The sequence below is a fragment of the Rhizobium sp. WYCCWR 11128 genome (assembly GCF_013416305.1).
GTDB lineage: Bacteria > Pseudomonadota > Alphaproteobacteria > Rhizobiales > Rhizobiaceae > Rhizobium > Rhizobium indicum.
The window spans coordinates 205,676-220,527 of record NZ_JACCEZ010000004.1 but is presented as its reverse complement, the minus strand read 5'-3'; the positions used below and the strand labels follow the sequence as shown (position 1 = coordinate 220,527).

The window sequence follows — 14,852 nt, the reverse complement described above, 5'->3', positions numbered from 1 at the left end:
TCGGCCGCCTTTCCTTGTGACATCTTGAACGTCGCTGAAGGGAGCGCCCTTCCAGACACCGCCTGCCAACTTTAGAACAAAGCGCTGCAAAAAACCGTTAAAGCCACCGGAGCGTCCCGGTAGCACCGGAACGCCTGCTTTGGCGATTTGGTTCCGAAGGCCGGAAAATTGCGTCTCAGGCGGCTACTCTGGTCGATTCATTGAAGAAAAGAGCCTGACTGATCAGTGCCTTGACCATGTCGGGATTGAAGGGCTTGGTGACAAGGAAAGTCGGTTCCGGGCGCTCGCCGGTCAGAAGCCGTTCCGGGAAAGCGGTGATGAAGATCACCGGTACGCTCGACGTCTTGAGGATGTCGTTGACTGCGTCGATACCGGAGCTGCCGTCGGCAAGCTGGATGTCGGCCAGCACCATGCTCGGCTTGGTCTTATTGTAAAGCGCCACGGCCTCGGCATGCGTACGGGCAATGCCGGTGACGCGATGGCCGAGGCTCTCGACCATCTGCTCGATATCCATGGCGATCAGCGGTTCGTCCTCGATGATCATGATATCGGTTGCGACCTGACGGGAAATCTCCTGCGACGCGACGTCGAGCAGATGCATGACATCCTGTTCTTCGGTTTCCAGAATTTCGGCGATTTCGGCGACGCGGAAATTCTCCACGGAGGCGAGCAGGAAGGCCTGACGGGCGCGCGGCGAAACCTTGGAAAGGTTCAGCGTGGCGCGCTGCTCCCAGGCATAGGGCGAGGTCGGCTCTGGAATCTGGACGGCGGTGGAACCAAACAGTTGCGTGAACAGTTTGTAGAGTGCGACCCGGTCATTCGCCGTATCCGGAAAAATCGACAGATCGGCGATGATGGCTTCGAGAACGGCGGCGACGTAAGCGTCGCCCGAAGTCTGTGTGCCGGTAAGGGCGCGGGAATAGCGGCGCAGATAAGGAAGGTGCGGCGCAATCCGAGTAGAAAGTGTCATTAATGGGCTCCTGCATACAGGCCGGCATTGGCTTCAATGAGCGGTTAACGCCGCCTTGATAAAAAAGTTCCGGAACGGCAGGAACTTTTTTCGTTGCGCCGCATTATTCCAGCCGACGAAGAAAGGGCGTAGCGTTTTGACCCATGCAACGGCAAATGCCAGCGACATCGACAATGGAACGTTCGATGTCGATGGTTGAAATCGTTTTTGATCCCATCCACGCTCCTCGAACAGACAACCGGCGAGAAGACGAATTGATGACTACACGCAAGAAAGAAGCAGCCGATCAGCGAAAGCTGGAGCTGCGGGCAAGCGACATCCTGGACCCGAACAACCAGATCGGCGTCAGGCTGCGGTCGCTCTATTCGGCCGCTCAGGATGAGGCGATTCCCGATCGTTTTCTCGACCTTCTCGAAAAGCTCGACCATGCTGAAATGATGGCTTCTGCCAAGATGGCCGAATAGGATCGCCGCATGGAAGACAAATCGCAACCCAGCTTCAAGCGGGAACTGCTGGCGGCACTCCCAAGCCTTCGCGCCTTCGCGATCTCGCTCATCGGGCGGCACGACCGTGCCGACGATCTCGTCCAGGACACCATCATGAAAGCCTGGGCCAAGCAGGATCATTTCGAGATGGGCACCAATATGAAGGCCTGGCTCTTTACGATCCTGCGCAACGAACTCTACAGCCAGATGCGCAAGAGCGGCCGCGAAGTGCAGGACAGCGACGGGCTGTTTACCGAATCGATGGCGATGCACCCCTCGCAATATGGTGCGCTCGATCTGCAGGACTTCAAGAAGGCGCTCGACCAGCTGCCGCCGGATCAACGCGAGGCGATCATCCTCGTCGGCGCCTCGGGTTTTTCCTACGAGGAGGCGGCCGAAATCTGCGGCTGCGCCGTGGGTACCATCAAAAGCCGCGTCAACCGGGCCCGTCAGCGGCTGCAGGAGTTGCTGCAGATATCAGGCGAGGCTGATTTCGGCCCCGACGCCACCTCGGCGCCGCTGACATCGAAGGCTTTCGCGTTCTGACAGGAGTTGTATTTGGGAGGAAAGCCGGCCGCCTTCGGGCGCCGGCTTTTTTGTGTTTGGCGGTGTGTGAAGGACGCGTCCACGGGATGGACGGCCATTCGAAGCACTACCTCTCCACCCTCATTCCTGTGCTTGTCACAGGAATCCAGTGCGCCCAAGTCCTTGGGCGCGAAAGACTCTTTCCACTTGGTATTGGTTTATTCACGGCGCGGACGCGCCGTGGCTGGATTCCTGTGACAAGCACAGGAATGAGGGAGGGGTCGGCGTCGTAGCCCAATCCTCTGCTGGGGTGCTTCTCCTCGTCCTTTCTCTTAGAACGATCAGGGGAGCCAGTCCCCCATCAATCCTCGCGCTTCGAGCCCACCAGATTGGCCGCGACGATTGCTGCCAGAACACCGGCAGTCAGGAGCGGCTGGGCGCGGATAAGACCGAGCCCGACCGTTGCCAGCGATTCCACCGCCGCACGGCGTTCACGGGCGCGGCGTGCTTCCCTGGCGTTGATGATCGACATCGCCACCAGGGCGATGATGGCGATCAGCAGCGCGCAGGCGGCCAGGAAAAGGGCAGCGCCGACCGGGCCGTAGATGCCGGCGAGCCAGATGGCGCCGGCGGTGACGGTCAGCGCGTAGGCGGTGAGGAGGAAAAGCACGGCAAGCGCAATGAAGATGCTATTGCGCTTGGCGCGCGCAACGGTCCGGTGCACGCTTGCGCCCGTCAGCAGGCTGAGGATCGAAAACAGCATCGCGCTTCCTCAGCGCCGGGCGAGGAAGGCGATGGCAAGGCCGAAAACGGCCGCGGCGCCGATGGTTGCCAGCGGATGCTTGCGCACGGTATCGCGCATTTCCGTCGCGCCGCGCTCATAGCCTTGCTGCAATTCGCGCAGCAGATCCTCGCTGCGGCCGAGCAGTTCTTCATAGCCGGCACCGGCCTGGCTGCGGAATTTTTCGCCCTGATGGCGCGAACTCTTGCCGACAAGGCGTGTCAGTTCCGCGAGTTCGTCGCGAAGCGCCTCGACCTGCTCCTCGATGCCGGATTCCAAATTGTGGAAGGTACCGTTGCGGCGACTGCGGCCGGACTGGAAGATAGAATAGCTCATGGCTGTCTCCATTGGCTGGGGCGCGCGCAAGCCCGCCTATTTCGCACGAGGGTCACCACCGTCCGTTGCATGAATGATATCGCCCGGCATTGACCCAGATCACTGCCGACAACGTGCCGGACGATCAAAAGTTCCGCCCGCGCAGTGCTCAGGGGCGGGAAACGGCGCTGTGGGCGAGCACGAAGGGCGTGCCGTCTGATGGTACCTGGTTTATCCGCAGCGCGCAGCCGAACACCGAGAGCATCGTTTCGTTCGTCAGCACTTCACCGATGCTGCCGGCGGCGGCGAGGCGGCCGGATTTCATCAGCACGATGCGGTCGGCAAAGAGTGCGGTCAGATTGAGATCGTGCATAACGGCGATGACGCCGCCGCCGCGTTCGCAGAAATTGCGGGCGAGCGTCATGATGGTCAGCTGGTGGCTGATATCGAGGCTCGAGACCGGCTCGTCGAGCAGCAGCCAACAGGGTCTGCCGTCGACGACGGGCTCGGCGATCTGGCAGAGCACGCGGGCAAGCTGCACACGCTGCTGCTCGCCGCCGGAGAGCTCCTGATAGAAACGACCTTCGAAGCCGGTCAAGTCGACGGACGCAAGCGCTGCCGCCGCCGTCTGCTCGGCCTTGTCGGGATGCAGGTTGAGGCCTGATGTCAGGCCCATGCGGACGATCTCGCGCACGGTAAAGGGAAAGGAGATGGTGCTTGCCTGCGGCAGCACCCCACGAATGGCGGCAAGCTGCCAGGGTTTCAGCGCCTTCACCTCGTCGTCGCCGATGCGTACCGAGCCGCCATAGGCAAGTTCGCCGGAGATGGCTTTCATCGTCGTCGTCTTGCCGGAGCCGTTCGGCCCGGCAATCGCCGTCAGCTCGCCGGCCTTTGCCGTGAAGGCGACGTCGCTGATGATGGTCTTGCCGGAAAGGCGCACGGAGACGCCGGAAACTTCGATCATCGCAATGTCACTCACGGGGGTCACTCACGACATCACTCACAGGGCAAGGCGCGAACGCTGCCTCAGCAGGATCCACAGGAAGAACGGGCCGCCGACCGCCGCGGTGATGATACCGATCGGCAGCTCGGCCGGGGCGACCAGGGTGCGGGCCAGGACATCCGCGAAGATCAGCAGGGAGCCGCCGAGCAGCGCTGCGGCCGGCAGCAGGAAACGATGGTCGGGGCCGATCGCCATGCGCAGGATATGCGGTACGACGATCCCGACGAAACCGATGCCGCCGCTGACGGCGACGGACGCGCCGGTCGCCGCGGCGACGCCGACGATCGCGACATTCTTCAGCCGCTGCACCGGCACGCCCATATGAAAGGCGGCCGCCTCGCCGAGCGTGATGGCATTGAGGCCGCGGGCCATGAAGGGCAGGGCGGTGAAGGACAACAGGATGATCGGGCTGGCGGCGGCGATCTTCGTCCACGTGGCGCCGGCAAGCGAACCCATGCTCCAGAAGGTCAGGTCGCGTAGCTGCTGGTCGTTGGCCATGTAGATCAGCAGTCCCGTGATGGCGAGGGCGAGTGCGCCGAGTGCAATGCCGGCAAGCAGCATCGTCGCCACCGAGGTCTGTCCGTGACGGGTGGCGATCCTGTAGAGCAGCAGCGTCGTGACGAGGCCGCCGCCGAAAGCGGCTGTCGGCAGAGCGTAGATGCCGAGAAGCGCCTCGATTGGCGCTGCGAGACCGCCACCGAGGACGATCATCGCAACCGCGCCAAAACTTGCGCCGGAGGAGACGCCGACGAGGCCGGGATCGGCCAGGGGATTGCGGAACAGGCCCTGCATCACCGTACCGGAGACGGCAAGCGAGGCGCCGATCAGGAAGCCCAGGATCGCCCTCGGCAGGCGGATATCGAAGATGATGATCCGGTCACGCGTGCTGAGCGCCGTCTCGGAGCCGGCCATGTTGCTGATGACGTCGAGGATCGAGGCATCCGAGGCGCCTGTCGTCACCGAAAACAGCATCGAAAAGACCGAGCCGGCGACGAGCAGCGCGATCGCCAGCAAGGCGAGCCGCGTCCTGTCGCCCGCCTGCCTGATTTCGCGGATGTCCGCCATCGGGAATTGTCGCCTTTGTTCCATCATGGCTTGCGGCAGGGCCATGTTCAGCCCCCGTAGATCGCCGTGTTGAGCTCACGCGCGGCGGCGGCGGTGCGCGGGCCGAAGCCGAGCAGGTAGACGCCATCCATTCGGATGATCGCTTTTTTCTCGCCTGCCGGCGTCAGCGCGATCGCCGGCTGAGCCAGCAGGTCCTCGTTTTTGGTGCCGGCGCCATCGCCGCGATTCATCATCAGGATGATGTCGGGCTTGGCTTCGATGATCGCCTCGTCCGTCAGCGGCTTGTAGCCCGGAAATGCGCCGACGGCGTTGATGGCGCCGGCGAGCTTGACGATGCCATCGGCGGCCGTGCCAGTGCCCGATGCCATGATCCGGCCGTTCTGGGCGCTGAGGATGAAGAGAACGCGCTTGCGCTCGGCCTCCGGGCGTTTTTCGGCATCGGCGATCGCCGCGTCGAGATCGGCGGCGACCTTTTCTTCAAGCGCCTTCGCCTTGTCGGGCACGCCCAGCAGCGTGCCGACACGGTCGATCTTGGCGATGATGCCGTCGCGGGTAAAGGCGCTCGGCACGGCCTCGAAGGGCACGCGGGCATTTTTCAGCACGGCCAGCGCCTCCTGCGGGCCCGAACCTTCGACGGCGATGATCGCGGTCGGGTTCATAGCGAGGATGCCTTCCGGCGAGAGCGCGCGCATGTAACCGACGTTCGGCAGCTTCAGCGCCGCCTCCGGATAGATGCTCGTCGTGTCGCGCGCGATCAGCCGGTTTTCCTCGCCGAGCGCATAGACGATCTCGGTGATGTCGCCACCGACAGAAACCAGGCGCGACGTGTCGAGCTTCTTTTCTTCGGCGTGGGCGGCGCGGATGAAGGCGAAGCCATCGACCGTCCGCGCCGTCGGGATCAGCGGCAGCGCCATGACCGCCGCCGTCAGGGCCAGTTCCAAAGGGCGGATCCGGCGCAGATTGTTACGCATCGTCATCGTTGCGATCCTTATGCGGCCACGCTTGCTGCCCGCGGCAGGTTTTCGATGATCTCGCGCCACTCGGCGCGTTCGTCGGAACCTTCCTGCCGCTTGCCGAAGAACTGGATGATCATCTCGCCTTCGGTATTGTAAGCTTCCAGCGAGGTGACGTGGCCGTCCGTGGTCGGCTTGCGCACGGCCCAGGTCTCGGCGATGTGATCCTGGCGCAGATGCAGGTGGAAGGTCGGATCCATGATGTTGATCCACGGCCCCATCGGCTGCACGTTGAAGATCGGGCCGGAATGGATCTGGACGATGCCGTCATTGGCGACGAAGCACATGATCGGCAGGCCGGATTTCACCGAGGCATGCATCATCTCTGCCGGCGCGCTGTTGTCGAGCTTCCAGGCATAGTCGTCGCCGACGGTGCGCACGGCCGCCTGGCGGCCGATCTTCAGGCGCTTCAGCATGCCGAAGAACTGATGTGTATCGGTGAGCTTGCTCCAGTTGTCGCGCAGTTCGTCGCGGCTGACGTCGGCGATCTCATCGGCGGCGTTCGAGGTTTCAGCCTCGACAAATTCCTGCGACTGGTCTTCCAGCTTCAACTCGGCGACGATTGCGTGATAGGCGTCGACATTCGAGCTTGTGCGCAGGTGCACCTTGTGCACGGCGTTGCCCGCCTTGTCGAAATATTGCAGGCTGAGGCGCTCCTGATCGCCATCCTTCTTGGATACGGCGAAACCATGCTCCCAGCGGCTCGGGAAGATGCGTAGGTCGATATTCTCGCCGAGAACGATCGCGGCCTGCGCCCCGCTCTTGATGTTTTCGAAGACACCGATCTTCTCGTGAACGGCACTTTCGTTGCGCGACAGCGCCATCACTTCGCCCAGGCGTTCAACGCGTTCGAGAAGCTTCAGCGCACTGCCATCGATGCGGGTCACGCTGATGCCGGTTTCGGCGGCGACGAGCGCTGCCTCGGAAATCTTCAATTGGGCGGCGATGTCACGCTCGCGCATTTTCGGATTCTCGGCGCGAAACGCACGGATTTCGGCTGGCGCCGGTCTTGTCTGTTCGGTCATGTCCTACCCTACTTATTGAGAATGAGCTTGCCCTGACGGGTGATCTTCAGGCGATAGACCAAGCCGTCATGTCTTATCATGATCTCGTTCGTGCCGCGGAAAAGATCCGCGCTTTCGACGATCCGGTGCTGCGCCGCAGGCTCGCTCTGCAGCGGCACATGCTTAAAGTTATCTGGCTTTTCAACCATCATTTCGGTTGGCAATTCCGTGAGGCCGGCGATCGGGGTCCCCGGTTGTGATGACAATTATCTTGACTTTATTACTCATAGTTTTTTAAAGACGCAATAGGAGACTATTGCAGTCAAGTTTTTGAGATTGCTGATATGAGGCCGCCTGGCGGCGGTTCGCGACAATGGCGGAGAAGATGATGACGGTTAGGTTTGCGGCTGTTGCAGCCGGCATGGTGATGGCGGTTTCAGGCATATGCCAGGCGCAGGATGCGGCAACCGCCAAGCTGAATGTCGAACTCAACGCTCTGGCGCCATCGCAAAAGGGCTGCATGATGACTTTTGTCGCCGAGAACAATCTCCAGACCCCGATCAACAAGATCTCCTTCGAGCTCGCTTTCTTCAACGACAAGAATTCCGTCGACCGCATCACCGTGCTCGACTTCCGCGATCTGCCGCAGGGCAAGAAGCGCGTGCGCCAGTTCGATATGCCGAATGTGAAGTGCGAGACGGTCACCCGCATCATCATCAACGACACGCCGGTCTGCGACGGCCCGGCGGCGGGCGAATGCATGAAGGGTCTCGTCACCCGTTCACAGATTTCCGTTCCCTTCGAGGGCTAAGGATACGCCGGGAACGATTCCCGGCGGACATGTTTCAGGCTGTCCGAGGCATACAAATGGCAATTTCAGCGAAGACCAGATCGAGACAGGTGCTCATCGGGGAGCCGGACGCTGACGGCGGTCTGAACGACAATAACATGCATCCCGGCCACGAGCTTTCCGACCTGCGCAATGTGCAGCGGCAGCCGGCGGGCGAGGCTGTGGTCCACTACACGCGTTTCGCGCAGATACCCTCCTTTCCCGATCATCCGGAAGCCGAGCCGATAACCTCCGTTCCTGCGCCGCCGATGGATGCGGCGGTGGAAAAGCAGGAAGACGAGAAGAAGCCAGCGCGGCGACGGGTGGCGCTCGCCTGCGTTAGTTCGCTGATTTTCCACGCGACGCTGGCCGCTGTATTGATCATTGCTTTCCCTAAGGCGCCGGAGGAGACGCTGATGGAGGCGGGCGAAGCGATCAGCGTCGTCATGCTCGGCAGTTCTGACGCCGATCAGAGCGCCGCTGGCGAGACCGAGGTGACCATCCGGCAAGAAATTGTTCCGGAAGCTGTCGAACCCGACACGGTCAAGCCAGTAGAAACAACGGAAATGCAGCCGGAGGCCGTCCAACGGGAAACTGTCCAGCCGACCGATGCAGAGCCGGTCGAAGCCGTTCAGCCCACGCAAGAAGTCACGCGTCAGTCAGCGGAGACGGTGACCACCGCGGAACCAGAGGTGCTGGTATCGGAAACTCCTGCGGAAACTTCAGTTGCGCAGCCAATGTCGACAGTGGTGCCGGAGCAATCCCCGGAGATGCCGATAACATCCACCGAGCCACCCGTCGCAACCGCGATGCAATCCGAACCGGAAGAGATCAAGCCTGTCGAGACGGCCGCGATTTCTCCCGAGCCGGAGCCGCCTACAGAGATCGTCACGCCGCAGCCGAAACCGAAGTTGGAAAAGCCTGTAGAAAAGAAGCCGATCGAAAGAAAGCAGCCCCCGAAGAAGGCACAGGGTTCAGAGGGAGAGGCCAAACAGGAGTCACGCAGGGGCGCCGCGGACGGGCAGGCAGACGCCAATTCAGATAATAATTCACGCACGTCGGGCGGACGGAGTGGATCGGGCGGTGCATCCGAAGCCAATTACAAGGGCAAGATCGTCTCGCGACTGTTCCGTTGCGTTGACCGGATTGAATCGCGATATCGTCGCAATTCTGCATCCTTGAATGTCCGCATTACGATCAATCGCAACGGAGATGTCACCGCATCAGGCCTTGTCCGAGGTTCGGGCTTGGCCGAGGTGGACAGCGCCGTTTTGTCCCGGATCGCTTCCTGTAATCTTCCTGCTATGCCGGATGACTGGGCCGGATCCTCGCGCTCGTACAGTTTTCCTGTCCAAGTCACCGCTCGATAAATATGATAAAAACAATCAACTTTATACTTTACTCTAAAAATCAAGTTTAATAAGGTCCACCCGCACACGCAGGAATCGTGTGACGATCAACGAGCGAACGGGTGGCATATGGCTCGCAAGGGCAAGAAGGGTTCGAACCGGGAGGTCCGCGATAGCGCGGGCGAGGAAGCTGGTCAGGCATCCCTCGGACGGTCCAAACTGGATGGCCGCAGTTTCCTCTATGTCGGTGGCCGTGACTGCCAGGTGGCGCATCTTCGCCAGATCGCCAGCAATTTCGGCGCCGAGCTCATTCATCATGACGGCGGGTTGCGCGAAGCGGTTTCCCGCATCGATACCGTCCTTCCCTCGGTCGACTGCGTGTTCTGCCCGATCGACTGTATCAGCCACGATGCCTGCCTGCGTGTGAAGACTGGCTGCAAGAAATTCGGCAAGACCTTCATCCCGCTTCGCAACGGCAGCAAGTCCAGCCTGGAGCGTGCGCTGCAGACGATGAACGAACGAGACAATTCCCGATGAACGACCAGCGCCCCGACGGCTTCACCATGATCGGCCTGCATAAGCTCGCCGCGCAGACAGGCGAGGGCCTCGTGCCCGAACTCTACGAACTTTTCCAGCAGCATGCCGAACGCCAGCAGATTTACAAGAATGTGACGCTGTTCCCGACCTGGGAAGCGCGCATGCCCGGGGAAGCGACAACAAGACCGCTTGGCCCAGCAGCGGCAAACGGCGATAATGTTCTCGCCTTTCCCTTGCGTTCTGCAAGGGCGGGCAAGAGGAAGGCGTAGGGAGATTCCATGTATATCGCAATGAACCGCTTCAAGGTTGCAACCGGCAGCGAAGGCGATTTCGAGACGGTCTGGCGCAATCGCGATTCCAGCCTGCCCGAGGTGCCCGGTTTCGTCGAATTCCGCCTGCTGCGCGGCAAGGCCAACGAAGAGGAGGGCTATACGCTTTATTCCTCGCATACGGTCTGGAAAAGCGAAGCTGATTTTCAGAACTGGACGAAGTCCGAGAGCTTTCGCGCGGCGCACCGCAATGCCGGCGATCACAAGGCGATCTACAAGGGGCCGCCGGTCTTCGAGGGTTTCAACGTGGTCGACGGCATTTGATTTTGGTTGTTGCGGTTTCATGTGTAAAGGCGGGAAAGCGACGCACGGGTGTTGAGGCTTCGACTTGCAGGAGCAAGCCGGCTGGAACTGATCGAGGTTAAGTAGTTTGCCTCGCTAATGCTTGGTTTTTGCATTCGCTCTGCACCTCCCCCTCCGTCATTCCTGTGTTTGTCACAAGAATCCAGCCACGGCGCGTCTGCGCCGTGAATGAATCAATCCCGCCGAGAAGAGTCTTTCGCACCCAGGGACTTGGGTGCGCTGGATCCCTGTGACGAGCACAGAGATGAGGGAGGTGAGGCGAAGCTTCCCGTCAGCCGCCTCTATATGCCGCGAGCAATTTTACGAGCGCGTCCTCAGGAAGGGAGCTGCCCCCGACGCTTCTCACGCCTTAACCCGGAAGATCGCGCCTGCCGCAATGGCCAGCCAGCCAAGCATCATCGCCCAGCCGCCGCTCGGCGCGGCATAGGGGAAGAGGCCGGAGCCGGAAAAGCGTAGGGTGACGAGATCGCCCGCAAAAAGCAGCGTTCCGACAATCATCAGCAAACCGGCCAGCCAGGCGGTTCTGAGCCTGACGTTGCCGAGAGCCAATGCCAGCAGGGCAGGGGCGTGGGCAAGGCACATGGCAGATGCGGATGCCGCCAGATTGGCTTCGCCGCCATGGGCAGCAAGGGCGGCAAGCGCCACGCCGGCTACGCCAAACAGGCCGGCGAAGAGATAGAGCACCGGCTCCAGACGCGCGTTCAAGCTCATGGTTGTTCCTTGTCGTCAGGGGCCTTGTTGTCGGGGGCCTTGTTCTGCATGTGATAGGCGAGCCGTTCCACCGGCGCCCAGATGAGATCACGCAGCGCTTGGCTCGATATCGTCTCGTCCAGGGCGCGGCGGAAGCAGAGCAGCCACTCGTCACGCTCGACAGGGCCGATCTCGGCGACGAAATGGCGGCTGCGCAGGCGCGGATGGCCGCGCTTGTCGGTATAGAGCGGCGGGCCGCCGAGATAACCGCTCATATATTCGTAGAATTTCTCTTCGCTGCCCGTAAGGCTCGGCGGATGCACAGCGCGCACGTTTCTCGCCTCCGGCAGCGTGTCCATCAGCTCGTAGAAACGGTGGGTCAGAGCTCGCACGACAGGATCGCCCCCGATCGCCTCATAGAGTGTGGTGACCTTCTCCGTCACGAAACCATCCCCGATCCCATCGCCATTACTCGACATTCCCCGGCCTCTTCATGCACCGGGCGGAAAATGATCGCAACTGTCATCAAGGTGCCGCGGCATTTCGCGCATAATGCCGGACAGCAGGGGTTGCGGCCGATTCTCCTTGACAAAACCGTCCGGACGGTATCTTTTAGCTGAATGTCGAACGCTCATCATCGCAAGAAACAGCCCGTGCTCGTGCGCCAGCAGTTGCTGGAGGTCGCCGCGCGCCTTGCTGCCAGCGACGGCATGGCGGCCGTCACGCTCGATGCGGTTTCTGCCGCGTCCAGCGTCAGCAAGGGCGGGCTGCTGCATCACTTCCCAACGAAGAATGCGTTGCTCGATGCCCTGTTCGAGAGCTTGCTCGAAAAGTTCGACGCCGATATAGAGGAACTGATGCGCGGCGATCCGTTGCCGCAGGGCCGCTTCACCCGCGCCTATCTGAGAGCGGTATCCGGTCTCAACGAGCGTCCCGACGATTCCAGGAGTTGGACGCAGGTGACGATCGCGCTTCTTGCCGAACCTCGACTGCGTCTTCGCTGGCGCCAATGGGTGCAGGCGCGGGCCGAGGAATATATCGGCACCGATTCCTCCCTCGATGCACAGGTCGTGCGTTTCGCCGCCGACGGACTTTGGTTCGCAGATACGTTGGAAAGCCATGATATCAACGGCGTTCTGAGGCGGGATCTCATCGATCGCCTTGTCGAACTGACCGGCAAGTAATTCGAAAGGGAATTCGCCATGAGCCAGGCCGCCGTCTACGGGCTGCTGTTTGCAGCCATCGTGCTCGAGGTCATCGGCACGACCGCGCTGCAACTGTCGCAGCAGTTCACCCGCATCGGACCGACGGCACTCGTCGTCGCCTGTTATGCGGCCGCCTTCTATTGCCTGTCGTTGACGCTGAAAAGCATCCCCGTCGGTATCGCTTATGCAATTTGGAGCGCTTTGGGAATCGTACTGATTTCCTCGGTCGGCCTGGTGTTCTTCAAGCAGCGCCTCGACCTGCCGGCAATCGTCGGGCTCGGGCTGATCATATCCGGCGTTTTGGTCGTCAATCTATTTTCTAAATCGGTTTCGCATTGATATTGCTGCGATATTGCCAGGCGGTTTTTCTGTCTTCGGCCGGTAAATTTTCCCCTTTGTCAAAATACTGACAAAGGTCTATGTGTTCCTTGGACGTGGAGGAGACGAGGCGCAGCCAGCGCCGTTTTCCAAAGCGCTTTGAATTTTTCTGCTTTCCCGCCTATCGATACTTCCAGGTTCTACAGGAGCACATCATGGCCATTCGCACCGTCGTCTGGGGAGAGAATATCCACGAGAATACCAACGAAATCGTCCGGGGGATCTATCCCGAGGGCATGCACACGACGATCGCCAATGCGCTGAACACAGATCCCGCTATCTCGGCGACGACAGCGACGCTGCAGGAGCCGGAGCACGGCCTCAGCGAAGTCCGCCTTGCCGAAACCGACGTCCTGACCTGGTGGGGCCACAAGGATCACGGCGCGGTCTCCGACGTCGTTGTCGAGCGTGTCGCCAAACGCGTCTGGGAAGGCATGGGCCTGCTGGTGCTGCATTCCGGCCATTTCTCCAAGATCTTCAAGCGGCTGATGGGCACGCCCTGCGCGCTGAAATGGCGCGAGGCGGGCGAGCGCGAGCGTCTGTGGACGATCAACCAGCGCCATCCGATCGCCGCCGGCATCGGCGAGCATTTCGAGCTTGAGAACGAGGAAATGTACGGCGAGCAGTTTTCGGTGCCTGAACCGCTCGAAACGGTGTTCATCTCCTGGTTCCAGGGCGGCGAAGTGTTCCGCTCGGGCCTGACCTGGCGGCGCGGCGCCGGTAACATCTTCTATTTCCGTCCCGGCCACGAAACCTATCCGACCTATCACGACGTCAATGTCCAGAAGGTGCTGATCAACGGTGTGAAGTGGGCCTATAATCCCGAGGGTGCATTGAAGAGCATTACCGATGCCCCAAATGTGCCGGTAGAAAAAGCACTGGAGCCGATCGTCGAACGCGGCCCGAGACTGCACCAGGCCGGCGAAGCCGGTTACCGCTGAGGAGCATCCATGCGACTACTCGTTCTTGGCACGGGGGTGATGGCGAAAAACCAGCTCGCCCGCTTCCCCCTCATCGACGGCGTGACGGTGGTCGGCGCCGTCGACACCGATCCCGAGCGGCTTTCGGCCTTCGCCGATAAGTTCAACATCGAAAAGCGGTTTCTTTCGCTGGAAGAGGCGATCGCCTGGGGTGAATTCGATGCGGCGACGAACGTCACGCCCGACCGGATCCATCACCCGACGACGATGGCGTTGATTGCCGCGGGCAAGCATGTGTTCTGCGAAAAGCCGCTGGCGGAGAACTATGCGAAGGCGCTTGAGATGACGGAGGCGGCCGAAAAGGCCGGCGTCATCAACATGGTGAACCTGACCTATCGCAACGTCGCGCCGCTGCAGCGCGCACGTGAGATGGTGCTCGCCGGCGAACTCGGCACGATCAGGCACGTGGAAGCTTCCTATCTCCAGAGCTGGCTGGTGTCGCGTGCCTGGGGCGATTGGCGCACGGAATCGACCTGGCTGTGGCGGCTTTCCACCGGCCACGGCTCGAACGGCGTGCTCGGCGACGTCGGCATCCATATCCTCGATTTTGCCGCCTATGGCGCGGCGACCGACATCGACCACGTCTTTGCGCGGCTGAAGACCTTCAACAAGGCGCCGGGCGGCCAGATCGGCGAATATCTGCTCGATGCCAATGATAGCTTCACCATGTCCGTCGATTTCGCCAATGGCGCGCTCGGCGTCATCCACGCCAGCCGCTGGGCGACAGGGCATCTGAACGAGCTGAAGCTGCGCATCTATGGCGAGAGGGGCAGCCTCGAGGTCATCCATCGTCCCAGCGGTTCCGAGCTGCATGGCTGCCTCGGCGAGGGTGTCGAAACTGCCACCTGGACGCAGATCGAAGTTGAACCGGTGGCGACCAATTACGAGCGTTTTGCCGAGGCCGTGGCAAGCGGCATCCAGCCGGACCCGAACTTCCGCCACGCCGCCAACCTGCAGAAGGTGCTCGACCTTGCGATGGTGACCGAGCGCGAGCGGCGCGAACTGAAGGTCTGACGAGATATCGAACCGCTCACGATAGGAACGTCGTGAGCGGTTTCCTCGCCGCATATCTTCGTAAGGCAGTCTATATT

Annotated in this window: 21 protein-coding genes; 11 read left to right on the top strand and 10 right to left on the bottom strand. The window is 61.1% G+C overall.

Annotated elements, in window-relative coordinates; all coding sequences use genetic code 11:
* Window positions 1–175: 175 nt before the first annotated feature.
* Window positions 176–970, bottom strand: a complete 795-nt coding sequence (locus tag HX898_RS15835) for a response regulator (RefSeq protein ID WP_003542253.1) — start codon at window positions 968–970, stop codon at window positions 176–178.
* 257 nt (window positions 971–1,227) lie between these two features.
* Between HX898_RS15835 and HX898_RS15830 the strand changes: the two genes are divergently transcribed.
* Window positions 1,228–1,434 carry a NepR family anti-sigma factor gene (locus tag HX898_RS15830; RefSeq protein ID WP_003542250.1) on the top strand — a complete coding sequence of 69 codons (207 nt, stop codon included), beginning with the start codon at window positions 1,228–1,230 and terminating at the stop codon, window positions 1,432–1,434.
* A 9-nt stretch (window positions 1,435–1,443) separates the two neighbouring features.
* A complete protein-coding gene (locus HX898_RS15825; protein ID WP_003542247.1) occupies window positions 1,444–2,001 on the top strand; it encodes an RNA polymerase sigma factor in 558 nt (185 codons plus the stop codon).
* Between the two features lie 340 nt (window positions 2,002–2,341).
* Here HX898_RS15825 and HX898_RS15820 read toward each other — a convergent pair whose 3' ends face one another.
* From HX898_RS15820 to HX898_RS15790, 7 genes are all read right to left on the bottom strand, one after another.
* Window positions 2,342–2,743, bottom strand: a complete 402-nt coding sequence (locus tag HX898_RS15820) for a hypothetical protein (RefSeq protein ID WP_138386817.1) — start codon at window positions 2,741–2,743, stop codon at window positions 2,342–2,344.
* Between the two features lie 9 nt (window positions 2,744–2,752).
* A complete protein-coding gene (locus tag HX898_RS15815) occupies window positions 2,753–3,097 on the bottom strand; it encodes a DUF883 family protein (protein WP_138330234.1) in 345 nt (114 codons plus the stop codon).
* 148 nt (window positions 3,098–3,245) lie between these two features.
* On the bottom strand, window positions 3,246–4,040 hold the full coding sequence (locus HX898_RS15810; protein WP_138330673.1) for a heme ABC transporter ATP-binding protein: 795 nt from the start codon (window positions 4,038–4,040) through the stop codon (window positions 3,246–3,248).
* Between the two features lie 36 nt (window positions 4,041–4,076).
* Entirely contained in the window at window positions 4,077–5,189 is a 1,113-nt protein-coding gene (locus HX898_RS15805; RefSeq protein ID WP_138330235.1) for an iron ABC transporter permease, read from the bottom strand.
* A gap of 2 nt (window positions 5,190–5,191) precedes the next feature.
* Window positions 5,192–6,121, bottom strand: coding sequence for an ABC transporter substrate-binding protein (locus tag HX898_RS15800; protein ID WP_180195059.1), 930 nt, complete (start codon window positions 6,119–6,121; stop codon window positions 5,192–5,194).
* Window positions 6,122–6,132: 11 nt separating this feature from the next.
* Complete coding sequence (locus HX898_RS15795) at window positions 6,133–7,182, bottom strand: ChuX/HutX family heme-like substrate-binding protein (protein ID WP_180195058.1); 1,050 nt, start codon at window positions 7,180–7,182, stop codon at window positions 6,133–6,135.
* 8 nt (window positions 7,183–7,190) lie between these two features.
* A complete protein-coding gene (locus HX898_RS15790) occupies window positions 7,191–7,373 on the bottom strand; it encodes a hemin uptake protein HemP (protein ID WP_012758649.1) in 183 nt (60 codons plus the stop codon).
* Window positions 7,374–7,549: 176 nt separating this feature from the next.
* Here HX898_RS15790 and HX898_RS15785 point away from each other — a divergent pair, with 176 nt between their 5' ends.
* The 5 genes from HX898_RS15785 (at window position 7,550) to HX898_RS15765 (ending at window position 10,469) form a co-directional block, all read left to right on the top strand.
* Entirely contained in the window at window positions 7,550–7,972 is a 423-nt protein-coding gene (locus HX898_RS15785; protein WP_138330238.1) for a hypothetical protein, read from the top strand.
* Between the two features lie 56 nt (window positions 7,973–8,028).
* Window positions 8,029–9,360 carry a TonB family protein gene (locus tag HX898_RS15780; RefSeq protein WP_180195057.1) on the top strand — a complete coding sequence of 444 codons (1,332 nt, stop codon included), beginning with the start codon at window positions 8,029–8,031 and terminating at the stop codon, window positions 9,358–9,360.
* 108 nt (window positions 9,361–9,468) lie between these two features.
* A complete protein-coding gene (locus HX898_RS15775) occupies window positions 9,469–9,876 on the top strand; it encodes a DUF2325 domain-containing protein (protein ID WP_138330240.1) in 408 nt (135 codons plus the stop codon).
* On the top strand, window positions 9,873–10,145 hold the full coding sequence (locus HX898_RS15770; protein WP_138330241.1) for a hypothetical protein: 273 nt from the start codon (window positions 9,873–9,875) through the stop codon (window positions 10,143–10,145). Before HX898_RS15775 ends, HX898_RS15770 begins: the two co-directional genes overlap by 4 nt.
* Before the next feature lie 9 nt (window positions 10,146–10,154).
* Entirely contained in the window at window positions 10,155–10,469 is a 315-nt protein-coding gene (locus HX898_RS15765) for an antibiotic biosynthesis monooxygenase (protein WP_027663899.1), read from the top strand.
* 381 nt (window positions 10,470–10,850) lie between these two features.
* Here the strand turns inward: HX898_RS15765 and HX898_RS15760 are convergent, their stop codons facing one another.
* Both HX898_RS15760 and HX898_RS15755 read right to left on the bottom strand, forming a co-directional pair.
* The gene (locus HX898_RS15760; protein ID WP_171598523.1) at window positions 10,851–11,219 is read right to left on the bottom strand and encodes a DUF423 domain-containing protein; all 369 of its coding nucleotides are present in this window, start codon (window positions 11,217–11,219) and stop codon (window positions 10,851–10,853) included.
* Window positions 11,216–11,641, bottom strand: a complete 426-nt coding sequence (locus HX898_RS15755) for a group II truncated hemoglobin (RefSeq protein ID WP_171598588.1) — start codon at window positions 11,639–11,641, stop codon at window positions 11,216–11,218. Before HX898_RS15755 ends, HX898_RS15760 begins: the two co-directional genes overlap by 4 nt.
* A gap of 177 nt (window positions 11,642–11,818) precedes the next feature.
* Here HX898_RS15755 and HX898_RS15750 point away from each other — a divergent pair, with 177 nt between their 5' ends.
* The 4 genes from HX898_RS15750 (at window position 11,819) to HX898_RS15735 (ending at window position 14,775) form a co-directional block, all read left to right on the top strand.
* Window positions 11,819–12,382 (top strand): TetR/AcrR family transcriptional regulator, encoded by a 564-nt coding sequence (locus HX898_RS15750; RefSeq protein WP_138330243.1) that lies wholly within the window; start codon window positions 11,819–11,821, stop codon window positions 12,380–12,382.
* An 18-nt stretch (window positions 12,383–12,400) separates the two neighbouring features.
* Complete coding sequence (locus HX898_RS15745; protein WP_168253327.1) at window positions 12,401–12,742, top strand: SMR family transporter; 342 nt, start codon at window positions 12,401–12,403, stop codon at window positions 12,740–12,742.
* Window positions 12,743–12,936: 194 nt separating this feature from the next.
* Entirely contained in the window at window positions 12,937–13,722 is a 786-nt protein-coding gene (locus tag HX898_RS15740; RefSeq protein ID WP_180195056.1) for a ThuA domain-containing protein, read from the top strand.
* Window positions 13,723–13,731: 9 nt separating this feature from the next.
* The gene (locus HX898_RS15735) at window positions 13,732–14,775 is read left to right on the top strand and encodes a Gfo/Idh/MocA family oxidoreductase (RefSeq protein WP_138330246.1); all 1,044 of its coding nucleotides are present in this window, start codon (window positions 13,732–13,734) and stop codon (window positions 14,773–14,775) included.
* Window positions 14,776–14,852: the final 77 nt, after the last annotated feature.